The organism is Micromonospora sp. WMMD710, assembly GCF_029626045.1.
Classification (GTDB): domain Bacteria; phylum Actinomycetota; class Actinomycetes; order Mycobacteriales; family Micromonosporaceae; genus Micromonospora.
Genome location: NZ_JARUBD010000001.1, coordinates 1,364,587 through 1,387,328 on the forward strand (window position 1 = coordinate 1,364,587; position 22,742 = coordinate 1,387,328).

At 70.5% G+C, this 22,742-nt stretch carries 21 protein-coding genes; 8 read left to right on the forward strand and 13 right to left on the reverse strand.

Annotated features, from left to right (window positions below; translation table 11 throughout):
• Nucleotides 1–10 precede the first annotated feature (10 nt).
• From O7620_RS06195 to O7620_RS06205, 3 genes are all read right to left on the reverse strand, one after another.
• Nucleotides 11–925 (reverse strand): DUF1996 domain-containing protein, encoded by a 915-nt coding sequence (locus O7620_RS06195; RefSeq protein WP_278122245.1) that lies wholly within the window; start codon nt 923–925, stop codon nt 11–13.
• Between the two features lie 241 nt (nt 926–1,166).
• Complete coding sequence (locus O7620_RS06200; protein WP_278122246.1) at nt 1,167–1,823, reverse strand: C39 family peptidase; 657 nt, start codon at nt 1,821–1,823, stop codon at nt 1,167–1,169.
• Between the two features lie 783 nt (nt 1,824–2,606).
• Nucleotides 2,607–4,490 carry a Xaa-Pro dipeptidyl-peptidase gene (locus tag O7620_RS06205; protein WP_278122247.1) on the reverse strand — a complete coding sequence of 628 codons (1,884 nt, stop codon included), beginning with the start codon at nt 4,488–4,490 and terminating at the stop codon, nt 2,607–2,609.
• Nucleotides 4,491–4,797: 307 nt separating this feature from the next.
• Here O7620_RS06205 and O7620_RS06210 point away from each other — a divergent pair, with 307 nt between their 5' ends.
• Together O7620_RS06210 and O7620_RS06215 are read left to right on the forward strand one after the other, a co-directional pair.
• On the forward strand, nt 4,798–8,145 hold the full coding sequence (locus O7620_RS06210; RefSeq protein ID WP_278122248.1) for a S8 family serine peptidase: 3,348 nt from the start codon (nt 4,798–4,800) through the stop codon (nt 8,143–8,145).
• Nucleotides 8,146–8,159: 14 nt separating this feature from the next.
• Nucleotides 8,160–8,873 (forward strand): DUF998 domain-containing protein, encoded by a 714-nt coding sequence (locus tag O7620_RS06215; protein ID WP_278122249.1) that lies wholly within the window; start codon nt 8,160–8,162, stop codon nt 8,871–8,873.
• A 3-nt stretch (nt 8,874–8,876) separates the two neighbouring features.
• On the opposite strand, the gene O7620_RS06220 is transcribed toward O7620_RS06215, so the two are convergent.
• A complete protein-coding gene (locus tag O7620_RS06220) occupies nt 8,877–9,362 on the reverse strand; it encodes a DUF2231 domain-containing protein (protein WP_278122250.1) in 486 nt (161 codons plus the stop codon).
• Here O7620_RS06220 and O7620_RS06225 point away from each other — a divergent pair.
• Nucleotides 9,340–11,343, forward strand: coding sequence for a phospholipase C, phosphocholine-specific (locus O7620_RS06225; protein ID WP_278122251.1), 2,004 nt, complete (start codon nt 9,340–9,342; stop codon nt 11,341–11,343). The two genes, O7620_RS06220 and O7620_RS06225, sit on opposite strands and share 23 nt — an antisense overlap.
• 191 nt (nt 11,344–11,534) lie before the next feature.
• Here the strand turns inward: O7620_RS06225 and O7620_RS06230 are convergent, their stop codons facing one another.
• The 5 genes from O7620_RS06230 to O7620_RS06250 all read right to left on the reverse strand — a co-directional run bounded on the left by O7620_RS06230 (nt 11,535) and on the right by O7620_RS06250 (nt 14,409).
• Nucleotides 11,535–11,939, reverse strand: a complete 405-nt coding sequence (locus O7620_RS06230; RefSeq protein ID WP_278122252.1) for a hypothetical protein — start codon at nt 11,937–11,939, stop codon at nt 11,535–11,537.
• 45 nt (nt 11,940–11,984) lie between these two features.
• Entirely contained in the window at nt 11,985–12,821 is an 837-nt protein-coding gene (locus tag O7620_RS06235) for an aldo/keto reductase (protein ID WP_278122253.1), read from the reverse strand.
• Between the two features lie 42 nt (nt 12,822–12,863).
• Nucleotides 12,864–13,220: an NINE protein gene (locus tag O7620_RS06240; protein ID WP_278122254.1), complete on the reverse strand. Its 357-nt coding sequence runs from the start codon at nt 13,218–13,220 to the stop codon at nt 12,864–12,866.
• Nucleotides 13,221–13,328: 108 nt separating this feature from the next.
• Complete coding sequence (locus O7620_RS06245) at nt 13,329–13,529, reverse strand: DUF397 domain-containing protein (RefSeq protein ID WP_278122255.1); 201 nt, start codon at nt 13,527–13,529, stop codon at nt 13,329–13,331.
• Nucleotides 13,522–14,409 (reverse strand): helix-turn-helix transcriptional regulator, encoded by an 888-nt coding sequence (locus tag O7620_RS06250; RefSeq protein WP_278122256.1) that lies wholly within the window; start codon nt 14,407–14,409, stop codon nt 13,522–13,524. The genes O7620_RS06245 and O7620_RS06250 overlap by 8 nt, the downstream gene beginning before the upstream one ends.
• A 230-nt stretch (nt 14,410–14,639) precedes the next feature.
• Here O7620_RS06250 and O7620_RS06255 point away from each other — a divergent pair, with 230 nt between their 5' ends.
• Nucleotides 14,640–14,942, forward strand: a complete 303-nt coding sequence (locus O7620_RS06255) for a DivIVA domain-containing protein (RefSeq protein WP_278122257.1) — start codon at nt 14,640–14,642, stop codon at nt 14,940–14,942.
• Complete coding sequence (locus tag O7620_RS06260; protein ID WP_278122258.1) at nt 14,939–15,190, forward strand: hypothetical protein; 252 nt, start codon at nt 14,939–14,941, stop codon at nt 15,188–15,190. Before O7620_RS06255 ends, O7620_RS06260 begins: the two co-directional genes overlap by 4 nt.
• Before the next feature lie 77 nt (nt 15,191–15,267).
• Here the strand turns inward: O7620_RS06260 and O7620_RS06265 are convergent, their stop codons facing one another.
• A complete protein-coding gene (locus O7620_RS06265; protein ID WP_278122259.1) occupies nt 15,268–17,082 on the reverse strand; it encodes a tetratricopeptide repeat protein in 1,815 nt (604 codons plus the stop codon).
• Between the two features lie 565 nt (nt 17,083–17,647).
• Here O7620_RS06265 and O7620_RS06270 point away from each other — a divergent pair.
• Both O7620_RS06270 and O7620_RS06275 read left to right on the forward strand, forming a co-directional pair.
• Entirely contained in the window at nt 17,648–18,133 is a 486-nt protein-coding gene (locus tag O7620_RS06270) for a hypothetical protein (protein ID WP_278122260.1), read from the forward strand.
• Nucleotides 18,134–18,604: a hypothetical protein gene (locus O7620_RS06275; RefSeq protein ID WP_278122261.1), complete on the forward strand. Its 471-nt coding sequence runs from the start codon at nt 18,134–18,136 to the stop codon at nt 18,602–18,604.
• Between the two features lie 292 nt (nt 18,605–18,896).
• Here O7620_RS06275 and O7620_RS06280 read toward each other — a convergent pair whose 3' ends face one another.
• The 3 genes from O7620_RS06280 to O7620_RS06290 are packed head-to-tail and all read right to left on the reverse strand — an operon-like array spanning nt 18,897 to nt 22,237.
• The gene (locus tag O7620_RS06280) at nt 18,897–19,667 is read right to left on the reverse strand and encodes a hypothetical protein (protein ID WP_278122262.1); all 771 of its coding nucleotides are present in this window, start codon (nt 19,665–19,667) and stop codon (nt 18,897–18,899) included.
• Between the two features lie 36 nt (nt 19,668–19,703).
• On the reverse strand, nt 19,704–21,032 hold the full coding sequence (locus tag O7620_RS06285) for an HEXXH motif domain-containing protein (RefSeq protein WP_278122263.1): 1,329 nt from the start codon (nt 21,030–21,032) through the stop codon (nt 19,704–19,706).
• A complete protein-coding gene (locus O7620_RS06290) occupies nt 21,029–22,237 on the reverse strand; it encodes an FxsB family cyclophane-forming radical SAM/SPASM peptide maturase (RefSeq protein ID WP_278122264.1) in 1,209 nt (402 codons plus the stop codon). Before O7620_RS06290 ends, O7620_RS06285 begins: the two co-directional genes overlap by 4 nt.
• A gap of 269 nt (nt 22,238–22,506) precedes the next feature.
• Here O7620_RS06290 and fxsA point away from each other — a divergent pair, with 269 nt between their 5' ends.
• Complete coding sequence (fxsA, locus tag O7620_RS06295) at nt 22,507–22,686, forward strand: FxSxx-COOH cyclophane-containing RiPP peptide (RefSeq protein ID WP_151490669.1); 180 nt, start codon at nt 22,507–22,509, stop codon at nt 22,684–22,686.
• The last annotated feature ends 56 nt before the right edge of the window (nt 22,687–22,742 follow it).

Consider the following 22,742-nt stretch of genomic DNA (forward strand, 5'->3'; position numbering starts at 1 on the left):
GCCGGTCGGATCAGATCGGGCGACCGTCGTGCCCGCACTTGATGACGGGACGGATGCAGTCCTGGACGCGGCGGGCCATCTCGGCCACCGGCCAGGCGTTGAAGAAGTCGCCGTGCATGGTGTAGCCCGGCCCGGAGGCCAGCCGGAACCGCGACGGGTCACCGGTGACCGGGTACCTCAACACCTGCCGCAACTTCGGCACGTGCACCGGGTGGGTGCTCGGGCAGGCCTGGTTCACCGGGTACGCCAGGTGGCTCTTGTGATCCGGGGAGTCGAGGTCCCGGCCGTTCCAGCACTGCGGGAAGTCCAGGTACGACTCCAGCATGGTGCCCGACGGGCAGTTGACGAAGTCCTTCGACGGGGGCACCTGCCCGGCGTGCAGGCAGGACCAGCGGGCGATGCTGTCGTTCGGCCCGGTGGCCTTCGCGTTACCGGCGACGAGGCGCAGCCCCTGCGGGAACGGCTGGGTGTTCGCGACGACATCGGCGCGTACGCCCTCGCCCAGGTAGTAGAACGTGGCGATGGCCGGCTCCACCGCGACGTTGTCCTTGTACAGGGTCGGCACCCAGTACGACGAGACGTCCACCCGGGGGTTGCAGGTGGTGGGCGAGTTGACCAGGTCGGGCAGGGTGGTGTGGGCGTTCGTCACCGTGCTGCCGAAGAAGCTGTGCAGGTGCGAGGCCCCGGGCAGCCCGGGGAAGACGATCGGATCGTCCGGCAGGCGGTGGCTGTAGGTGCAGTCGGCGGGGAACTCGGCGACGCGGATGACGTTGACGCCGAAGTCGCCGTCGGCCCGACCGGGGGCGGCGTCGGCCCGGTCGGTGGCGGACACCAGGTACGTGCCGAGTAGCACCAGCAGGGCGCCGATCGCCGTGGCGAGGCGCAGTCGGCGGGGGATGCCGGAGAGGGGTGCGGCCCTGTCCATCTCGTGACTCCTGTCGGGGGGCGGGTCAGGGACAGCTCCGGCGCCGCCGCCGAAGACATCGGAGGGGTGTCCCTGGCCAGACTGGGTGGTGGCCTGTCGAGCCGATGCGAGAGAGCGCTCTCACTGCTCCCCAGCCTCAGGCCGAAGTCGACAATTGTCAATACGTGCCGCAGTTGGTGGAAATGACGACGAAGGGCCGGGCCCCGGTTGGGGTCCGGCCCTTTCGGTGTGTGGGTGTGGGTCAGCTGGTGGAGTAGCCGCGGGTGGCGATCCAGTCGGCGAGGTGCTCGATGCTGATCCAGTAGGAGGCGGTGTCGGGGTTGGCGGAGTCGGCGATCTTCACGGTGTTGCCACCGTCGCGGTAGCCGACGACGCTGATGTAGTGCCCGCCCTCGAACGAGTGGGTGTTGCCGTCGGTGTCGGTGCTGGTGCCGGCGATGTTGGCGACCACGGCCCGTCCGTCGTCGACGGTGGTGACGATGTCGGCGCGCAGCTTGTCGGTCTGCGTGGCGTCGGCGTTCGGGTTGGGGATCTCGACGGAGTGGTAGGCGTTGGGCTTGCCGGTTTCCTTGTTCAGCACGGGGGTGATGTCGTTGATGGAGTTGGTGCCGGCCTCGGTGGTGCCCATTTCCTTGGCCATGTCGTCGACGTTGATGTTCTTGCCCTGTACGGACAGGGCGTTGCGGGTGGCGGCGGGGCCGCAGTAGTAGAAGTTCGGCTGGGCTTCGTAGCGCACGGCCAGTTCCCGCTCATCGCTCTTGCGGTCGGTCTGGGTGTGGGTGCTCGGTGTGGTCGGCGACGCGGCGTAGGCGGCGGTGACGGGGCCGGCGATGGCGCCGCCGGTGAACGCGAGGCCAGCGGCGGTCAGGGCGGTCTTACGGATCAGATCGGTACGCATGATGGCGTGCTCCTCTGCCTGTCGGGGGATACCGCAACGGCCGTGCCACGGGGGGTGCGTGCCGGTGCGGGGGAAGTTCAAGGGGAATCTGCCCGGCGACCCAAAGGGGGGGCCGGCGTCGGGACAGGATGTAACGGTCCGCAGCGGCGGATCATTCCGCCAGGCTGTCGGGCCTGTGGTGCTCGGTGGTGCCGGGGGATGTACCTGGCCCTCGTGCCCGGCCGGGGCCGCGGGCTCCGTTGAGCGTGATGCCGGTCAGTCATCTTGATGCCGGTGTGGCATCACGATCACTGAGAGATCCTGCCCCGCATCCCGCGACACCCCACCGGTGGACAGCACCGGACCGGCGGATCATCGCGCCACCTGCCCGGCCGGTCATGCTCCCGGGGGGTAACCCGGGGCGGTCAGGCCCATGTTCCCAGCGACCGCCCGCACACCAGCGACCGAAGTCGCGGTGGCATGCCAGGTATAACGACCCCGCCCGGCCCCCGATTCCACCACCGCGATGCCACCCGTCACTCGACACCCCACCCCAAACCCGACACCACACCACCCCACGCCCGATCCCCGAACCGGACATCTCGCTCGCACGGCGCAGCCGGGCATCCAGGAGCCGTGCCTGTCGGGGAACCCACGATCGTGCTCAATCCGGGAAAGAGGCCCCAGCCCGCGATGACGAGGGCACTACATCCTGGATCGAGCACGATCACGGCATGGGGGCCGGACGCGCCGGTGGGGCGGCCCGACCTGTCGGACCGCCCCACCCGTGCATCGACGGCGCAATCAGAACCCGAGGGCACCCCGCCCGCCGACGACCGGCAGTCGCAGCTCACTGTCGTTCGGCGCGACCCGCAGCTCGGTGCCGCCCAACGGCAGCAGGGTGTACTCCTGGTCGCTGGAGAACACGACCACGCCGATCCGGTGGCCCGCCGGGAAGATGTAGTCCTTCGGCTCCATGGTCCACCGGTAGTCGTACAGCTTGCCCTGCTTGACCGGCTCGGTGCGCGCCGCGCTCTTGCGGTTCTGCGGGTCCATCCAACCGCGGGTCACCACGGTCGGCGCGACGGTCGAGCCGGCCGGGCCGTAGTCGACCAGGTACGCGGTGAGGTTCGCGTCCGGCTTGTTGTCGATCGCCATCCGCAGCCGCATTTCCGGGCGTCCGGAGATGCGCACGTTCTGCGTCAGCGCGGGGGAGCGGTACGCGAGCCGGTTCGCACTCGCCTCGTCGGGGTTGGCCACCATGGTGTCCGGGTGGATCGTTCGGCCCTCGTCGACGAAGCTCTGCTCCACCTTGGCCTTCGACGGCCGGCCCGTGGTGAGCGCGCCCGGCGCGGTGGCGTCGGTCGCCGCGAAGTTCAGCCCGACCTCACGCGCGGCCGGATCCGGCCAGTTGGCGTACGTGGTGTAGGCCCGGTCCTCACGCTGGAGCACCGCCGTCGGCTCGTCCATGATGCCGTTGCGCACGTTCCACAGCCAGAAGTCGAACCAGCGGTTCTCGGTCTGCTTGTAGGTCCACGTCTGACCGCTGGGCAGGGTCACCGACGCGCTGCTGCCCGGGCCGCCGTGCCCGCCCTGGTGCAGCCAGATCTTGCGGGGTACGTCGCGCTTGGCGAGCTCGTCCCACCAGCCGGCGAAGTGCTCGGTCTTCACGTTCCAGTCGTTGAGGCCGTGCACGACGAAGACGCTGGCCTTGACGTTGCGGGCGTCGAGGTAGTCGCGGTCCCGCCAGAACGACGAGTAGTCGCCGGTGACCCGGTCCTGCTTCTCGGTGATGTCCGCGATCTCGTCGGCGCAGCGTCCCTCGGCCCGCTCCTGCCCGGCCGTGTACTGGGCGAGGATGTCGAGGTCCTCACCCTGGAACGTGCCGGGGGCGACGACCAGGCCGTTGGCGCGGTAGTAGTCGTACCAGCTGCTGATCGCGGAGACCGGCACGATGGTCTTCAGTCCCTTGACCCCGGTGGTGGCCACCTGGTTGGGCAGCGTCCCGTTGTAGGAGACACCGGTCATGCCGACCGCGCCGGTGGTCCAGCCGGCGGTGACCGGGGCCCCGTTCGCGTCGTACCCCTTCGCCCGGCCGTTGAGCCAGTCGATGACGGCCTTGGTGCCGAGCGTCTCCGCCTGGTCGCCGCTGGTCGGGCAGCCGTCCGAGTCGCCGGTGCCGATGCTCTGGCCGAGCACCACCGCGTACCCGCGTGGGACGTAGTAGTCGTCGAGCGAGCCGGGCAGGTTGGCCTTCGCCTGGGCCCGCTGGGCGTCCACGTCGAGCGCCCGCAGGCCGGAGGCGTGGGTCAGCCCGTTCTGCGGCAGGTCGTCGACCAGCACGCTCGGGTACGGCACGTCGCCCCAGGTGCCCTTGCGGTACGGGCTGTGCTCGAAGATGACCGGCACCTTGAAGCCCTGGGTGGCGGTCTCCCGGGGTCGGGAGATGTCGATCGCGACCCGGTCGGGTCGGCCGTCGTGGTCGCTGTCCACCGGGGTCTGGACGAACACCCGCTCCTCGATCGCGTCGGCGAGCGAGAACACCGGTTGGGTCATGCCGTCACTGACCACGATGCCGGTGGGCGTGGTGGTCGTGGGCGGTGCCGCCGCCGCGGTGGGGGCTGCGCTCAGGACCAGGGCGCCGGAGACACCGACGCTCAGTAGTGCCAGATGGCGGGGTCGACGCATGCGCGTCTCCCTTCGGTCGGGCTGGTTGCCGGGGGTCGGCAGGGGCGAATCTCGAAGATCCATTCGTGGTCATGCTAGGTGCGGGTGGACGTCCCGTCGATCCCCGACGGCCCGGTCGGAGGGCGGGGCGAGCGTCGGCAATCGAATCGACATCGAACCGGACCCGGCGTCGACACACGGCGGAAATCCCGCTCGGACCAGCAAAAATTGCTGCGCCCACAAACCTCCGAAGATCTCGTACGCAGTCCTATGATCTTGCATCAAGTCGCCCAGGAGGCGCATTTGTCCACATGAGACAGGGGGCGAGATGCTCAGGAAAACGCGCTGGCTGCTGGCCGTCGCCGTCACCGCCACGGCACTGACCGCCGTGCCGGGCGGCACCGCCGCAGCCGGCCCTGGCGGTGCCGCCCCGACCGACACACCCCACGCCTTGGCCAACGGGAAAGCCCACACCGTCACCCTGCTCAGCGGGGACGTGGTGACCGTGCGCAGCAACGGATCGGGTTGCCCGCAGGCCACGGTGCGACCGGTCGACGCGAACGCGGTGATCCACCAGAGCTGCGGCCCGGACGGCCACCTGCACGTGATCCCCGCCCGCTTCGCGTCGCAGATCGGCTCGACCCTCGACCCCGACCTCTTCGACGTCACCGCGCTGCTCGCGGACGGCTACGACGACGAGAGCACCGCGCAGTTGCCGGTCATCGTGCAGCCCGCCACCGCCTCCGCCCGGGTGGCCGCGCTCGGCGACGCGTGGGCGCTGCCCAGCATCGGCGCGGTCGCCGGTCACGTACCCAAGACGAGCCCGGCCACCGCGAAGCGCGCGACCGACTCGCTGCTCGCCGGCGCGAAGAAGGTGTGGCTCGACCGTAAGGTCCGCGCCACCGCGCTGACCGGCGGCCAGCACGGCAACCTGGACCCCAACCTGGGGCAGATCGCGGCGCCGCAGGCGTGGAAGGACGGCTACACCGGCAAGGGCGTGAAGGTCGCGGTGCTCGACACCGGCGCCGACTTCACCCACCCGGACCTGGCCGGCCGGGTCGCCGAGCGGGCCGACTTCACCGCCGAGGGCGGTGACGTCGTCGACCACAACGGCCACGGTACGCACGTCGCGTCGACCATCGCCGGCACCGGCGCGGCCGCCAACGGTCAGCGTCGTGGTGTGGCACCGGACGCCAAGCTGGTGATCGGCAAGGTCCTCGACGACCACGGCTACGGCGACGACTCCGGCATCATCGCCGGCATGGAGTGGGCCTCCACCCGGGCGGACGTCATCAACATGAGCCTCGGCGGCGGCGAAGCCGACGACGGCAACGACCCGCTGTCCCTCGCGGTCGACGAGCTGAGCCGGCAGACCGGCGTACTCTTCGTCATCGCCGCCGGTAACAGCGGATCCTCCATCTCCTCGCCCGGCTCCGCCGCGAGCGCGCTCACGGTCGGCGCGGTCGACCGAGACGACAAGCTCGCCGACTTCTCCAGCCGTGGACCGCTGTTGAACAACCACGCGGCCAAGCCGGAACTCGTCGCGCCCGGCGTCGACATCGTCGCGGCCCGCGCCGCCGGCACCAACCTCCAGGACCCGATCGACAGGTACTACGAGGCCAGCAGCGGCACGTCGATGGCATCCCCGCACGTGGCTGGCGCCGCCGCGCTGCTCGTCCAGCGGCACCCCGACTGGACCGGCGAGAAGATCAAGGCCGCCCTCGTCGGCGCGTCCGACCCGCTGACCGGCATCGACCCGTACGCCATCGGGGCCGGCCGCCTCAACGCGGCCCGTGCCCTCGGCGGACCGACGAGCGACCAGCCGGTGGTCAACCTCGGCACGTTCGCGTACCCGCAATCCGGGACCAGCGAGACGAAGCTCAGCTGGACCGGCGGGTCCCCCCCGGCAACGAGCGCCCTCGACCTCGACGTGTCGATCGTCAACCACGACGGCCAACCGGTGCCGCGTGGCGCGGCGTCGCTGTCGACGACCCGGGTGACGCTCAAGCGCGGCGTCACGGCGGGGGCGACGCTGCGCCTCAACCGTGCGGCGTTGTCCAACCGGCCGGGCTTCTACGTCGCCACCGTCACCGCCCGTGTGGGCCGTAAGGTGGCCGCGACCACGCCGGTGAGCTTCTACGTCGAGCCGCCCAGCTACGACCTGACGATTCGCACCAGGCCGCTGCCCGGCCTGCGGGACGGCGCGGATTCCTGGGTCAAGGTCATGGTCGCCAACCTCACCGACCCCCTGCTCTACTACCGCGGGGTCAACGGCACCCCCGGGGACACCTTCACCCTGCGGGTTCCGGCCGGCCGATACTCGGTGCTCGGCTCCTCCGTGGCCTACTACGTCGACAGCGACGTGCGGGAGAGCACCCTCGCCGCCGCCGGTGACCTGGATGTGCACGGCGCCCGCAGCGTGACTCTCGACCCGGCGCAGGCCCGGCCGGTCACCGGAACCGTCGACGGGGTGCCCACCAAGCCCACCCGGATCGACTTCACCACCGTCCACACCTCGGTGAACGGCCTGTCGTGGTGGGATCAGATCAGTGGCTTCGGGGTGGCGACGGCGCTCCGCAGCACCGCGATCCCGACGCCCGCCATCGGGTCCCGGCGCACCTGGGCGGCGGTCAACCTGGACTCACCGACCGGGACCGCCAAGCCGTACCGCTACAACCTGGTGCACGAGTACGTCGGCGGGGTGCCGGCCGACCCGTCGTTCCGGGTGAACCGGGCCGAGCAGGCCCGGCTGGCCCGCATCGACGAGCGGTTCCACCAGACCGACGCACCGGAGATGCCCACCCAGTTGCTCCGCTCGGGCGCGACTCCGGACGGGATCGCGGTCACCCAGACCGACGAGGGCCCGAGGCCGCCGGCCCGGACCTCCTACGTCTCGCCTGAGATTGTGTGGGCCGACACCGGTATCTACGGCGGCCTGCCGGCCATGGAGGCACCCCGGCAATACCTGCCGGGCAGTCGGCAGTCGAAGATCTGGGCGCGGCAGCCGCTGCACTCCGACTGGTACGACGACCCGGCCGGCGCGGAGTGGACCTGCGCTTCCGCACCGTCGCGGACCCGGGGCAACCTGCACATCGACCTGGTGTCGCTGACCGACCAGCACCAGCGCGCCGACTGCCTGCGCGGCGAGGCGATCGGTGTGAAGCGCACGCTGTCGCTGTACCGCGACGGCAAGCCGGTCGACGAGCGCAACGGCCCGTACGGCGACTTCACCGTCGGGCAGTCGATGGCCGACTACCGGGTGAACCTCGACATCGACACGAGCCTGATCCTGCCGATCTCGACCATGGTGAACACCTCGTGGACGTTCCGGTCCGCCGGGCCGGACGGGACTCAGAGCGTGCCGTTGCCGCTGCTCGCGCTCGACTACGCCCTGCCGATGGACGACGACAACCACCCGGTCGGTGGAACGGCCGAGCTGGCCGTCCGGCAGGCACACGGCGTGAAGACGCAGAAGGTGACGTCGATGCAGGTCTGGACGTCGACCGACGACGGCGTCACCTGGACGGCGACCCGGGTCACCGGCAACGGTGACGGCTACCGGTTCGAGCTGCCGAAGGCCACCTCCGGGCAGGCCGTCTCGCTGCGGGTGAAGGCCGCCGCGAACGGTGGTAGCGGCATCGACCAGACCATCATCCGGGCGTACCACGCCGGCTGACGGTCAACCCGCTGGTGCGGCCCGGCCCCCAACCGGGCCGCACCGGCGACGCCACCTGGCGACGTGGGTGGACGCTCTACCGGACGATGACCGGCTGGCCGACCACTGACATCCGGCGGTACCTGCTGGGCTGCGGCACCGTCGCCGGTCTGCTCTTCCCCGCGCTGTCGTTCGGGCAGGCGTTCACCCGGTCCGGATTCGACCTGCGCCGGCACGCGTTGAGCTCACTCACCCTCGGTGACCTCGGGTGGGTGCAGGTCATCGCGTTCGTGGGCACCGGCGTGCTGGCCGTCGCCTTCGCGATCGGCCTGTGGCGGACGCTGCGCCCGGGTCGGGCCGGCACGGTGGTGCCGGTGCTGGTCGCCGTCTACGGGGTGGCGATGGTCGGCGGCGGGATCTTCGTCCCCGATCCCGCGCTCGGCTGGCCGCCCGGCGCACCGGCGGGCCTGCCCGAACAGGCCAGCACGGGCAGCATCCTGCACATCGTCTGCGGCGCGGCGGCGTTCCTGTCGCTGAGCGCGGCCGGCCTGCTGCTCGCCCGACGCCTCGTCGTCGAGGGGCGCCGTGCCTGGGCGTTCTCCAGCGCCGCCACTGGTGCCGCCGCCTTCCTGCTCACCGCCCCGCCGTGGAGTGAGGAAAGCGCGAGCATCCGCTTCGCCGTCGCGGCGGTGCTCATCTCCGGGTGGCTCGTGGCGGTGTCGCTGCGAGCACGCGACGAGGTGGCCTGAGCGTCACTGGCCCTCCCAGACCGCCTTCGCCCCGGAGTCGCCGGTGCGGACCACGTAGTACACGGCGATGCCGGCGGCGACCACCGACAACACCTGCAACACCAGGGTCAGCGCCCGAGCGGGGCGTACGCCCTCGGCGGTTCGCGGCGGGACGAACCGGACCAGTGCCACCGCGACGACCGCCAGCCCGATCGTCGCGTAGAGGGTGAGGTCGCCGAAATCCTGGTGCGCCTCCAGCTTCGGGACGAACTCGGGCGTGACCCGGTTGGCGGAGCGCATGCGCTCGAAGAAGGCGTCCCCGGTGAGCTTCGCCATCAGGGCGGAGAGCGGCGCGCCCACGGCGAGCAGCGCCAGCACCCAGCGCGTGTGCGGCCGGACCGGCGCGACGAGCGCGTAGCCGATCGTCAGGAGAGCCAGCAGCGGCACGAACACGACTGCGGCGTGCAGCACGAGAGGGTGGGCGGGAATGCCCAGGAACTCCTCGAACATCGGCGTCTCCTGCGGTGGGATCGGGTGGACGTTGATCGTCCAGCAATCAACGGTCGCAGCGCAACGCGGCCAGGTCGACCACGTCGTGCCGGCCCGCGCCGAGGAGCGCGGCCGCGGCTTCGGTGACCCGCATCCGGCGACACTGCCGTCCGGCAGGGACGTGTGGCACCAGCCCTACGGCGCCGACGAACTGCTGCCGTTCCGGCCCGAGGTCAAGGACCTCGGCCAGACCTTCCTGCCGGACCCGCCGCACGGCTGGAACGACGGGCATGCCGCCTGGAACGACGGCCGGTTCGACCAGTGGGTGCCGAACAAGGGCGTCACGGCGATGACCTACCACACCCGCCAGGACCTGCCCTACCACTACGCGCTCGCCGACGCCTTCACCGTCTGCGACAGCTACCACTGCTCGCTGATGGGACCGACCGACCCGAACCGCTACCACATGTGGAGCGGCTGGGTCGGTAACGACGGCAAGGGCGGCGGCCCGGTCATCACCAACGCGGAGGCCGGCTACGACTGGTCGACGTACCCGGAGCGGCTGGAGCGCAACGGCATCTCCTGGAAGATCTACCAGGACGTCGGCACCGGCCTCAACGCCGCCGGCTCCTGGGGCTGGACCAACGACCCGTACATCGGCAACTACGGCGACAACTCGCTGCTCTACTTCCACCAGTACCAGAACGCGCAGCCCGGCACGCCCCTCGCGGACAAGGCCAAGACCGGCACCGAGGTCCGTACCCAGGGCCGCGACCCCGAGGCGCTGCTCGCCGACTTCCGGGCCGACGTGGAGGCGGGACGCCTGCCGCAGGTCTCCTGGATCACCGCTCCCGAGGCGTACACCGAGCACCCGAACTGGGAACCGGCCTACGGGTCCTGGTACATCTCCCAGGTCATCGACATCCTCGCCGCGCACCCCGAGGTGTGGAGCAAGATGGCGCTCTTCATCACGTACGACGAGGAGGGCGGCTTCTTCGACCACGTGGTCCCGCCGACGCCCCCGCAGACGCGCGAGCACGGGCTGTCTACCGTACCGACTACCAACGAGATCTTCCCCGGCGACGCCGACCACCCGGCCGGACCGTACGGCCTCGGCATCCGCGTTCCGATGATCATCGTGTCGCCGTGGACGCGTGGCGGTTACGTCAACTCGCAGGTGTTCGACCACACCTCGCTGATCAAGTTCCTGGAGGCGCGGTTCGGGCACGGTCGGCCGGACCTGACCGAGAAGAACATTACCCCCTGGCGGCGCGCCGTCGTCGGTGACCTGACCAGCGCCTTCGACTTCCGGCACCCGAACCGGTCCCGCGAGGTCACGCTGCCCGACACCGACGACTTCAAGCCCGACGACCTCGTCCGGCACCCCGACGAGGTGCCGGTGCCCCCGGCCGACCAGCGGCTGCCGAAGCAGGAGCGCGGGGTACGCCCGGCGCGGGCGATCCCGTACACCCTGCACGCTGACGGCCACCTCGACGGCGGTGTGCTCCGGATCGACTTCCGCAACTCCGGCGGCGCCGGGGCGGTCTTCCAGGTACGCCGGGCCGGCAGCACGGACACCCCGCGCAGCTACACCGTCGAGCCGGGCAGGCACCTCACCGACACCTGGGAGGTCGGCTCCGACTACGACCTGTCGGTGCACGGGCCGAACGGCTTCTTCCGCCGGTTCGCCAGCGGTCGGTCGCACCTCGACGTCACCCCCTCGTACGACGAGCGCGGCGGCAAGGTCACCCTCACGCTCACCAACCGCGGGTCGAAGAAGGTCGAGGTGACCGTCCGCGACGGGTACAACTCCCGTCCGGTCAAGGTGTCGCTGCGCCCCGGCGCGACCGAGCGCGCGACGTGGGCGCTCGCCCGCACCCACGGCTGGTACGACCTGACGGTCGGCGTGGCGGGCGACGCCGACTTCGCGTACCACTGCGCGGGTCACGTCGAGAACGGCAGGGACAGCATCAGCGACCCGGCCCTCGGCGGGTTGGTCTAAGCGACGTCGCGTCGCCCGGGTCGCCGACGGCCCGGGCGGCGCGCCTCGGCGCCGCGAGAGGCGGCGGATGTGCGGATGAACGTGATGACTCACAGGCATATTGATGCCGCACAGTCATCACGCTCGTCACGGCACTCACCCGTCGGCAACTCCTCGCACACCGCTGGGTTCCGGTTGACGGGGCCGGCCGATCACGGCACACGCCCGAGGTACGCCAGCATCGTCTCGCGGCTTTTCGGCAGGCCGTACCCGCCGACGAGTTCGGCGACGTTGCCGAACTCCTGACCGTCGATCAGCCACGGCTCGGTCGACCGGCCCAGCACCGTCAACGACCGCTCGCCACCGACATCGGGCAGCCGGGCCGGGTCCGGAGTGGCCGGATCGGCCAGCATCTCCAGCAGGAACGGCACCACGTACGCGCTGGCCTCGAACCGATTGCCCTGGTGGAAGACATTCGTGTAGAGGTCGCCCAGGGCCTCGTCCCGGGTGGCAGGGTCGAGGGAGAGAAGGGCGCGCAGTTGGCCGGGCACGTCGTCGGCCGCCCCGTACGCGTGGCCGAGCCGCGCCCAGTCGATGTCGTCAAGTCCGTCGAGCACGCCCCGATACTTCCCCGCCCGCTGACAGTCGGCGGGCCGGGTCGGTCAAAACTCCTCGTACACCGCAGGGTCCTGGTCAGCGAGCCGCCCGTCCGGGCGACCCAGCGCGCTGATGGCCTCGACCTCGGCGTCGGTCAGCGTGATGCCGAAGACGTCCAGGTTCTCGATCTGCCGCTGCGGGGACGCGGCCTTGGGCAGCGGGATCACCTGGCGGGTCACGTGCCACGCGAGGATGGCCTGCGCCGGGCTGACGCCGTGGGCGGTCGCGATCTCCACGATCGTCGGGTGCTGTTGCAGGTCGTTGCCGTGCCCGAGCGGGCTCCAGCCCTGCACGAGGATCCCGTGCTCACGGTGGTAGTCGATGGCCTCCTGCTGCGGAAAGTACGGGTGCACCTCGATCTGGTTGACCACTGGGGCGACCCCGGTCTCGGCCACCAGCCGGTCGATGTGCTCGGGCAGGAAGTTCGACAGACCGATGTGCCGGACCAGACCGCGCTCGCGGGCCTCGATCAGCGCGCGCCACGCCTGCACGTACAGGTCGGCCTTCGGATTGGGCCAGTGGATCAGGTAGAGGTCGATCCGGTCGAGGCCGGTGCGGAAGACGCTCTCCTCGATGGTGGTCAGCGCCTCGTCGAAACGGTGGTGCCGTCCCGGCAGCTTCGACGTGACGACCAACTCGTCGCGTACGGTCCCGGCCGCGCGGGCGGCCCGACCCACCGCGCCCTCGTTCTCGTAGTTCACCGCCGAGTCGATCAGGCGGTAACCCGCCCGGATCGCCTGACCGATCGAGTCGACCCCCGCCGCGCCGTTCAGCCGGTAGGTGCCGAGCCCGATCGCCGGCAGGGTGGTCCCGTCGGCGGCCGCAAGATGGGGAATCGTCATGATTGGGACCCTACCCGGACGACGTTGGTGGGGTGCAGAACGTCAGTCACGGCCAGGACGTCGGGGGTGGGCCAAAGGCAGGGGCATCGTCACGATGCCGATAAAGACGAATATGAGGAAGAAGTTGATCCAGAAGAGCCCCCAAAAGGACAGCATCAGGATCACACCCGAAGACGTTCGACCGGCATACAGGTTGCCCACGCCGAAGATGCCGAAGAGGCCCAGGATCAGTTCAAGGGCGACGGCAGCACCGGCAGACTTCTGAGGTACGAGGACCGCCTGCGGTCCGACGTACACCGGCTGCATCGGGACCGGAGCGGGATGTTGCTGAGCAACCGGGACCGGTAGGTGTTCGGTCTGCGCTGGCTGCCACTGCTGATAGGGATCAGGATGTGTCACTGCACGAGTCTCGCGTGAGAACGGTTTGCGAGTCACCCGCCGTTTGGTCTCGTGCATCGGACTGCAAGGGCCGTCCCCACGTCCGTGTGGCCACGGAGGAGTAGGACTTCAGCGGGTCAGCGTGTTGCGGGCACCGCCAACAAAGGCGCACCAAGCGGTCGGGTGAAAGGTGAGAGCCGGTCCGCCCGGATCCTTGGAGTCGCGTACGGCGACGATGTCGGGCAGATTGTCGGCGACCTCGACGCAGTCGCCGCCGTTGTCGCCGCTGCGGGTGCTCTTGCGCCAGACGGCGTCGGTCAGGTCAGTCATGCCGCATCTCCCCAGCGATCCGCTTGATCATGTCAGTCGATTCTGCCTCGCCGAGGGCCAGCGCATCCAGCCCCCGCCAGACGCGCTGGTAGGCGGCCAACTCGTCAGGCTTGTCGAGGTACAGCGCCCCGGTCAACGATTCGCTGTAGACCACGGACGGCTCCGGCGCGGCACGGCCTCCCTTGGTCGTCGGGAAGTCGAGGATTACGAACGATCCCGCAACCGCTCCGGGCTGGGGGCCTGCTGCTAGTGGCAGCACCCGGACGCTGACGTTCGGTAGCTCGGACAGCTTGATGAGGTGAGCAAGCTGTTCGGTCATGACCGGCGAGCCGCCAACGCCACGGCGGAGTACCGCCTCAGACAGCACGGACTCGAGCCTGGGAGCTGCTGGCAACCGCCGCGAGAGCAATGCCTGCCGTTGAAGTCGGACCTGTACGGCCCGCTCGCGTTCCTCCTCGCTCAGCATCCCGCCGAGGCGGTAGAGCGCGCGGGCGTACTCCTTGGTCTGCAGGAGCCCAGGGATGAGCGACTCGTCATAACGGCGGAGGTGGGCGGCTGCGGATTCCAGGCCCACGTACAGCTCGAACCAGTTCGGCACCGCATCGCCGTACGCGTGCCACCAGCCCTTCGACTTCGTCTCCACGGCCAGCCCGCGCATCGCCTCGGTCATCTCGGGCGACACCCCGTACAGCTCGCACATCGCCTTGACGTCGAGCACCCGGACCGAGCCCTGGCCGCATTCGAGGCGCCAGATCTTCTGCCGGCTGTATTCGAGGGCTTCGGCGGCGGCGTCGAGTGTCACCCCGGCCTCGTTGCGGAACTGCCGCAGCAGCCGTCCGAGCTGCCGACGCGGCACGGTCGATCCGATGTCGTCAGGCATCCGCACACTCCTTGGTTCCAACACGCAACACTGCGTGACCTGCTCCTGCAACTCCTACGGGTTGCAGCAAAGAAAGTCAATGCACAACGGGGAAATTGCGGTTTAGAACGTTGCGTTTCCACTGCGGACTGTCGCAGGCTGATCACAGCACGGCGGCCGTCCGGTCCCCCCGAACGGCCGCCGTGTTTCCCCGAACCCCTCGCCACTTCGTGCCCGGAAGGCAGGCAGACATGAACGCCAGAAACCAGCGACCAGACCAGTCGAGCCGCGGTGCGACGTACCGCTCCGCCGCGTACACCAGTCTGTTGCCGTGGCAGGTGCGTGAGCGCCGCTTCGCGCCGGTTGGGCTCGGGCGTCGCGGCCTGAACCCCGACGACGTGTACGCCTTCCTCGACCGGGTCGCCGTCGACCTGGCCGCCGTCTACGCGGCTCTCGCCGAGAGCCGCCGCGAGACGGCCCGGATCAAGGGCGCGCTGCGTCGCTGGCAGACCGATCAGGCCCGTGCCCGCAACGAGCGGGACCACACCAGATGAGCCAGCGGTACGTCATTCACCTGCCCGTCGTTGCCACCGACCTGCCCGCCGCGCAACGCCTGGCCCGGGTCATCGGTCGCTGGGTGCTGGTGCTGCCGATGGTGGACCCGGGGGAGACCACCGTCTCCGAGGAGGACCAGCAGTTCCTCCGCCACCGGGTCTTCTGCGACCTGCGGCTGCCCGGCGGCCGGCGCTGCCTCCTGCGCGACGGCCACGACGGCGACTGCTCCCGCCGCTTACGTCGATGAGGGGTGCGAAGCCGGAGATGGGCAGAGCGATCGATCCACGATGGAGCCAGCTGCCCGGGCTGGCGCATCGCGGGCCATCACTCGGCGGACCTGTCCGCCGCTGACGGAAACGACGCGGCGATGCCTTCGCGAAGCGCGGCAGCACGGGCATCGTCGAACCCGGTCAGCAGTGCCTGAGCCTCCCTCCAGTGTTGGCCGGCCTCCTCGGTGCGTCCTGCCGCCGTCAGCGCGGTAGCCAGATGATCCAGTGTCAGGGCGAGTTGCCAAAGGTCCCCGAGTTGTCGGTGTACTGCCGCCGCGCGCAGGTGGAAGGCGATCGCCTCGTCCGCCTGCCCCAGATCCCGGTACGCCTCACCGGCGCCGTCGAGGGCCGTCGCCTCGCGGCTGCGGTCGCCGAGCCGACGTTGAATCGTGGCCGCCCGGTGCACGGCCTCCAGCGCCTCGGCGGGTCGGTCGGAGGCGCGCAGCACCCGTGCGTACTCGACCAGCCAGTGCCTGAGCCAGACCTGGCTCACACCCTCGGCGATGGCCACGGCCGACTCGATCGCGGTAAGAGCCTCGTCGGTGCGGCCGAGTTCCCGCAGGGTCATGCTAAGGAACAAGAGCGAGTTGCCCTCCTGCCCGCGATCGTCGATCTCCCGCTGCACCGCGAGTGCCCGATCCAGCAGCGCCGCCGCCTCGGTCAGCTCATCCAGCTCATATCGGGTCTCGGCCAGGTTGCTGAGCAGCAGGGCCTCCCATCGCTGGTTGCCGAGTCTTTCAAAGATCGCCAGGCTCTCGCCGAAGTGGCTGAGCGCATCGAGGAGCTGACGGTGGCGCAGACCCAGCAACCCGAGCGCGTTGATTGACACTGCTGTGCCGTACTCGTCGCCGATCTCCTGCCGGATGGTCAACGCGGCCCGGTGGTGTTCGGCGGCCTCGCCGAGCTGGCGAGCTTGGAAGTGGGCCTTGCCGAGGCTTTCCAGCGTCTCCGCCTCGCCGTGCCGGTCGCCCAGTGTGCGGGCTGCCGCCAGCCCGATCCGGGCGGTGGTGAACCAGTCTTCGAAGGCGTTCTGGTGCATGAAGACGCTGCGCAGCAGCGCTGCCAGTTGCCAGGCGATCCGCGGTAGGCCGGTCTCGGCGGCTGCTCGGGTGGCCGCCACCAGGTTGTCCCGTTCGGCGTCGAACCAGGCGTCCGCCTCGGCGTCGGCCGCGAAGGCGAGCGGCGTGACGTCGGTCGGCGGGTCCAACGGTACGGTCCGGTAGAACGGCAGAGCACGGGCTAGCGCAGCGTCGACGGTGTGCAGATACCAGTCCAACGCACGGCGCAGCGCGGCTTCCCGATCCTCCGCGCTCTCCAGGTGGCGGACCTGGTCGACCGCGTAGGCGCGCAGGAGGTCGTGGAGTTGGTAGCGCCCCGGAGCGCTCTGTTCCAGCAGGTGCGCGTTGACCAGAGCGTCGAGAGGCTGCCGTACCTGGGTCAGCGGCACACCGGTCAGCGCGGCGGCGGCCGGGGCGCTGAGGTCCGGGCCGGGGTGTAGCCCGAGTAGCCGGAACAGCCGCGCGGACGTCGGGTTAAGGGCACGGTAGGACCAGGCGAAGACCGCCCGCACGGCATCGGACTCCTCGTCCTCCTCGGCGGTGAGGGCGTCCCACAGGGCCGACTCGTCGCGCAGATCCTGAATGAGTTCGCCGAGCGGCATGAACGGCCGGCTCGCCGCCCGCTCGGCAGCGATGCGCAGCGCCAGCGGCAACCGGGCGCAGAGTCGCGCCAACTCGGTCAGCTCGGCCGGGTCGTCGCCGCTTCGGTAGGGCGAGGTGATGTCGCGTAGCAGGGTGACGGCGTCGTCTTCGGTCAAGATGCGCAGCGTCAGCCGTCGACCGCCGTCGCGGGTGGTCAGCCCGGAGAGCATGTTGACCCAGGGTGGGCATCCAGATTCCGGGGGAACTGTCCGGCCTGCTGAACGAGCTCGGCTACATCTGGCCAGAGAGCGACGAGGAACGACTCTTCGAACTGGGCCAGGCGTGGATCGCCTTCGGTGCGGAGGTCGACACCGTCGCGACCGCCGCAGGCCGGGCCGCCGCGATGCTCAGCGACAACCACGGGGAGGCGTTGGAGGCCTTCCGCGCCGAGTGGGCTCACACCGACTCTGCGCCGGAGGTGCTGCACGGGATCGGCACCGGAGCGCGGGCAGTCGGAGCTGCACTCTTGGTGTGTGCCATGGCGGTGCTCGCTCTGAAGATCAACGTCATCGTCCAGCTGACTCTGCTGGCCATCGCGATTCCCTCAGGCCATCGCCACGGCTGGGCCGACCCTGGGCGCCTCGTTGCTGGAGATCCCCATCTTCAAGAAGCTGATCGACATCGCCATCGACTTTTTGATCGGGCAGGCGCTGGAGATCGTCCTTGGGTAGGCGGGGTCGGAAGGCGGGAAGCGAGGCTGCCTCCGGCATCATCGCCAAGGCGGCGTCCGCGTCGATGCGCGAGGCCAGGGAGGTCGGGCCGAAGGCCGTCGGCGACGCCACCAATGCGGCCCGGAGGGCCATTCCCGGGCCCGCCGGCAAGATTCCCCTCAAGCCGCCGCATCCTCGGCACAATCTCGACAGCATCCGGCCGAAGAACCCCTCGAAGGAAGTCAACACTGTCGTATTCCCTGGCACAGACGTCACCAAGGACCTGGACGACATCGGAGCCGGTCGCGCCACCTGGGACCCAGATCGACAGCGTTATCAGGTCAACGGCCGCACCTACGCGGTTGAGCCGAGCGGCACGGTTTTTCCTGAGGCGGGTCCCGGCCTGGCGCAGTTGAACCGCGCCGAGTACGGCGCGTTGAAGGAGTACATTGCCGCTGGCGGCGACATCGAGAAGGCGAGAGCCGCGATGGCCCGCAATCCGTTCCTGACTGAGGCCGCGCAGGAGCGGGCGCTGGATGTCTTCCGCCACCACAAGAGCTACCGGGGGTAAGTGTTGCGCTATCAGATCCACTTCGAGAAGGAGTTGCCCGCAGCCGCCCTTCGCCGGTTCCTCGGCGAGGATTTCGGCATCTCACCCGACGCGGTCTACGTCGGCCGAATCGAGGACCGGGCAGTCGATGACCCTCGGCCGATCGCCATGCTCAATCCTCCGGACGAGGATGAGGGGTTCGGCTGGATCCTGACCGGTGACGCCGAACTCGCCGATGCCACCGGTCAGGGGGAACGGGAGCTGGCGACTACCCTTGCCCGAACTTTCGGGGTGCGGGCGTTGGTCGACGACGGCAGCATTCACCCCGACCGGTGGTTGCTGGTCAGTACCGACGGCAGTAGTGGTCGGGTCGTCACCGACGAGGACGCTGCCGCCGACGGGGACCTGCGGGTCGTGCACGCCCTCGAACCCATCAGCGGCGAGCCGCAACTCGCTGTCGTACCGCCACCAGACTGGGCCCGCGACTGGTGACTGAATAGGCGGGCCGCCGGCGTCCTACCGGTACAGGGAGCCGCCAAGCTCACCACGGTTGACGAAGGGCGTATCCCGAGGTTGTCCTGACTCTGCTTCCGTAGCGCGATGGACCTCGTCGACCAGCCGAAGAACCTGGAGAAGCGCTGCGCGCCGGCCTGGAACGGCTCGGCTACCGCCGCCGTACCGAGAAGATCGACAAGCTGCTCCGGTACGGATTGCACCTCGCCGTGACCAGCGGCCGCCTCCGGTACGACCAGGAGGGCCGCCTCACCCTGGCGGGGCGGGACGGCTAACCCGCCCCGCCCGAGCGTTGGATGAGGTGCTGCACCCACTTGTCGAACTTGCTGCTCGCCCCGCCGAGCAGCCCGGTCAGGTCCTGCTCGGTGACCACTCCGCGTTCGGTCAGCGACATGATGAGGCCGCGCAGCCGCCGGTGGTCGTCGGCGTCGGACGGTTCGACCGGGCCGCCGGTGCCCATGTGCCGTTGCAGGTCCTGAAGGATGTCCATCATCTGCGGCAGGGTCTCGATGATCTGCGACAGGCCCGTCTCGTGTGGGCTCGACGAGCCGCGCAGGTCCTGCAGGGTCAGGGCAACCGACATCGGGGTGACGATGTCGGTGTCGTCGGTCATCGAGTCGATGGCCCGGCCCAGTTGCTCCTTGGCGGTGTGCACGCTGCGCAAGTTTCGGTGGTCGACCAGGATCGTGCGCATCCCCTGCACGTCGAAGGGGAGCTGCTGGTCCTTCGCCATCAGCTGCACGAACGGTTTACGCAGTGCGTGCCGCACGGCCAGCTCGTAGAAGACGTTCGCGTTCTGGTCGGTGAGGTCGGCGATGACCAGGTCGTTCTGGATGATCCGGTCGAGCACCTGTGAGGTGATCAGGCCGGCGCGTTCGATCTCGTCACCCCGGATCGCCTGGAATCCGCGGGGCTCGACCACCGGACGGATGACGTACTCGAGGATCTGGTCGCTGCGCTCGCGGATCTCGGAGCCCTCTGGGCCGATCGGTGCGATGACGAAGCATTCGCGTCGGGTGGGCTGCCCGTTAGCGTCCCCCATGCCGCCCAGCGTAGAGGAGATCGGCAAGCCTCGCTGTCACGCCGGTCGCGCCCCGGCCCGCTCCCGGTCCCAGTGGGCGCGGTGCGCGGCGAGCAGCCGTCCGGCATCGTTCGCCGCGGCGGGATCCACCGGTTCCCGTGCCCACCTGTCGAGCACGGGTGCCATGCCGTCGACCAGGTGTCGGCCGACCGGTGTCAGCCGCGGCTGCGCGGCCAGCACCCGTACGGCCTGGGCGGCGGCCCGGGTCCACCGGACGAACTCGACCTCGGCGTGGTGCCGCGCCGTCCGGTCCCGTTCGACGAACCGTTGCCGGCGCCAGAACCCGGCCACGCCGAGGTGGGCGTAGGCACCGTGCAGGAGACCCTCCAGTGGGCGGGGGTCGGGTCGCCACGGCGCGTAGAACGAGTCGTCCGGGCCGGGCTCCACCAGCGGGAACAGGTCGGTCAGCGCGGCCAGCTTCAGGTGCTGGATCTCGTGGGCGAGGGTGACCGCCGCGGAGCGGGAGTCCGGTGGCAGGGACATCGCGACCGCGCCGAACCCGTGGTGGAAGGTGCCGCTGCGGACGCCGGTCCGTGGTGCGACGAGCGGCACCAGCGCGCTCAGCGCCACCGACACCTCCTCGGCGAGCGTCCGGTGCTCGTCGGTGAGCAGGCGCCACGCCCCGCGCAGCCGGTGCTGCCACCGGCCCGGGTCGCGCACGGAACCGGCGATCGGATGGGCGTCGAGCGCCACCGGCACGTGCCGCCACGTGCCGGTGTCCAGCAGCAGCCGCAGCGGCAGCGCGCCGTGGGTGGCACGCAGTGTGGCGAAGGGCCGCCAGCGGTGGTCGGGCGTGTGGTCGTACCCGATCTCGATCCGTTCCCCGGCGCAGCGCACCTCCGCCCGCCCGCCGGCGCAGCGCACGCGGGCCCGGGTGGCCGTGGGGGCGACCCGCAGGGTGCCGAGGCCGGGCAGGTCCAGGCGGCCCGGCGTGGCCGGGTCGAGCGGCACGTCCAGGTCGGCGTCCGCGCGGGCGCGCACCGCCGCGGCGGCGGCGACCGCCGCGAGCAGACCGGGGTACGTCCCGGCGCGGTCGCCCCGGCTCAGCAGCGACGCGGTGCCGAAGGCCCAGGCGGCCACCGGTGGATGGCCCCACGCCACCCGGCGCTGCTCCGGGGTCAGGCCGCCCACCATCCGGTACGCCGCCTCGACCGCCGCCCGGTCCGGATGGTCCACCCGGTGGGTGAGGACGACCAGTGCCCGGACCAGCAGCAGGTTCTTGCTGTGCTGAGCGTCGCGTAGCAGGTCGAGGGCGGACGGCCCGCCCCCGCCCGCGGCGAGGTCGTCGAGGACGCTCCGGGGCAGCCGGTGCCCGGGCGGCGTCACCGTGCCACGCCCCGCAGTGCCGTCACGTCCCGCCGCAGGGTGCGGCGGATGTGCCCGATGAGCCGGTACAGGTCAGCGCAGTACACCGACGGGTTGTCGAAGCCGTTGCCGGCGCGCCACCGGTGCGTGTAGAGGCCGCCGCCGCAGACCTTGTGCAGGTCGCACGCGCGGCACTGCGCGCAGAGCCCGGCCGCCCCGGCCTGCTGGGCCCGGACACCGGGTTGGTCGAGGGCGGCGTCGAAGCTGTCCCGGTCGACGTGCAGGCCGATGCTCCCGGCGCCGGCGTGGGCGGCGCCGAGGGTGTCGTCCATCTCGATCGCCCCGTCGGTCTCCACCACCGCCACGGCGACCGGGCTGAGCCCCACGCCGGACAGGCGGGAGGCGCCGCCGAGCAGAAGCTGGATGATCTCGTCGAAGAGGCGGACCCGGGTGCGGTGCGTGCCGTCGGAATACCACTCGTCGAAGACGGCGGTCAGCCAGTCCGCGTACGGGGCCTGCCGTGGATCGGAGGGCCGGCCGGCGGGCGGCGCCGACCAGGTGCCGTGCGGGAGCAGGAAGTCCACCACCGGCGGCCGGTGGGCCAGCAGGCTGCGGTAGGTGGCCACCGGGTCGTTGCGCAGGTCGACGGTGCACAGCAGTCCGTTGAACAACCGCCGGTACGACCCGGTCAGCCGGTGCAGCGCGGCCTCCACGCGGTCGTGGCTGCCCCGACCGTCCGGCCCGCGCCGGTGCCGGTCGTGCGCGGTGCGGTCCCCGTCGAGGCTGACGCTGACCCCCACGTCGAGGCGGTCGAGCAGGCGGAGGAAGGAGTCGTCCAGCCGTAGACCGTTGGTCTGCACGGTCATCCGCGCGGGCACCGGGGCGGCTCCGCGTCGCAGCAGCTCCACGGCCCGCTCGACGCCGTCCACCCCGGTCAGCAGCGGCTCCCCGCCGTGCAGGACGACACTCACCCGGTCCAACCGGTGCCGTCGGGCGTGCTCGCCGATGCGCTCACCGGTGCGCGCGAGGGTTGCCGCCGTCATCGTGCGAGGTCGGGTCCGCCAGCGCTGGTCGGCCATCGTGTAGACGTAGCAGTGGTCGCAGGCCAGGTCGCAGCGGCTGTGCAGCTTCACCACGAACTGTCGGAAGGGAACCGGACGCCTCGGTGGCGCGGAACGGGCCACCGTGCCGAGTGACGGCCGGTGGCCACCAACGGGTCCGGGCATCAGACGCTCCGCCGTCCTGTCGGTCGCCGGTCGGGCCACCTACCAGAGTGGAGCATACATCGACAGGTGACGTTCCGGGTGCCGCTGGTGACCGGCCGGTGCCCGGGTGGACCCGTCGTACCTGCTCCGGCCGCCGTCCGGGTGTCCGCCCCAGGAGCGGCGGACGGTTATCATGAGCACACTCAGCGGATCTGGCCACCGGTCAATGTCTGGCCCGGCGGTGGGGCCGACCGGGCGCGGCGCGACACGGAGACAGGCGGTGGTCGGGTATGGACACCGGAGATGACGACCTCCGTTCGGAGCTGATCGACCTGACCGGACTGGACCCTGCCGAGCTGGACGCCCTCCCGGGCGGTGTCCTCGTCGCCGCGCTGGGCCGGCTCGACCGCCGCGCCGCGGCCGGCGACCAGTACGCGGCCTTCGAGAGTGCCCTCGATGGCGACGACTGACCCCACGGGCGACGCGGCGACGCGGCGACCCGCACCACCGCCCCGGCCGGGGGGAG

What these genes read in the sequence shown, in the direction of transcription:
- O7620_RS06220 (WP_278122250.1), bottom strand. Translation starts at nt 9,362, where the DNA reads ATGTTCGAGGAGTTCCTGGGCATTCCCGCCCACCCTCTCGTGCTGCAC.
- O7620_RS06260 (WP_278122258.1), top strand. Translation starts at nt 14,939, where the DNA reads ATGAGCCAGCGGTACGTCATTCACCTGCCCGTCGTTGCCACCGACCTG.
- O7620_RS06195 (WP_278122245.1), bottom strand. Translation starts at nt 925, where the DNA reads ATGGACAGGGCCGCACCCCTCTCCGGCATCCCCCGCCGACTGCGCCTC.
- O7620_RS06210 (WP_278122248.1), top strand. Translation starts at nt 4,798, where the DNA reads ATGCTCAGGAAAACGCGCTGGCTGCTGGCCGTCGCCGTCACCGCCACG.
- O7620_RS06235 (WP_278122253.1), bottom strand. Translation starts at nt 12,821, where the DNA reads ATGACGATTCCCCATCTTGCGGCCGCCGACGGGACCACCCTGCCGGCG.
- O7620_RS06250 (WP_278122256.1), bottom strand. Translation starts at nt 14,409, where the DNA reads ATGCCTGACGACATCGGATCGACCGTGCCGCGTCGGCAGCTCGGACGG.
- O7620_RS06255 (WP_278122257.1), top strand. Translation starts at nt 14,640, where the DNA reads ATGAACGCCAGAAACCAGCGACCAGACCAGTCGAGCCGCGGTGCGACG.
- O7620_RS06290 (WP_278122264.1), bottom strand. Translation starts at nt 22,237, where the DNA reads ATGCCCGGACCCGTTGGTGGCCACCGGCCGTCACTCGGCACGGTGGCC.
- O7620_RS06205 (WP_278122247.1), bottom strand. Translation starts at nt 4,490, where the DNA reads ATGCGTCGACCCCGCCATCTGGCACTACTGAGCGTCGGTGTCTCCGGC.
- O7620_RS06265 (WP_278122259.1), bottom strand. Translation starts at nt 17,082, where the DNA reads ATGCTCTCCGGGCTGACCACCCGCGACGGCGGTCGACGGCTGACGCTG.
- O7620_RS06225 (WP_278122251.1), top strand. Translation starts at nt 9,340, where the DNA reads ATGCCCAGGAACTCCTCGAACATCGGCGTCTCCTGCGGTGGGATCGGG.
- O7620_RS06280 (WP_278122262.1), bottom strand. Translation starts at nt 19,667, where the DNA reads ATGGGGGACGCTAACGGGCAGCCCACCCGACGCGAATGCTTCGTCATC.
- O7620_RS06270 (WP_278122260.1), top strand. Translation starts at nt 17,648, where the DNA reads ATGCGCGAGGCCAGGGAGGTCGGGCCGAAGGCCGTCGGCGACGCCACC.
- O7620_RS06245 (WP_278122255.1), bottom strand. Translation starts at nt 13,529, where the DNA reads ATGACTGACCTGACCGACGCCGTCTGGCGCAAGAGCACCCGCAGCGGC.
- fxsA (WP_151490669.1), top strand. Translation starts at nt 22,507, where the DNA reads ATGGACACCGGAGATGACGACCTCCGTTCGGAGCTGATCGACCTGACC.
- O7620_RS06200 (WP_278122246.1), bottom strand. Translation starts at nt 1,823, where the DNA reads ATGCGTACCGATCTGATCCGTAAGACCGCCCTGACCGCCGCTGGCCTC.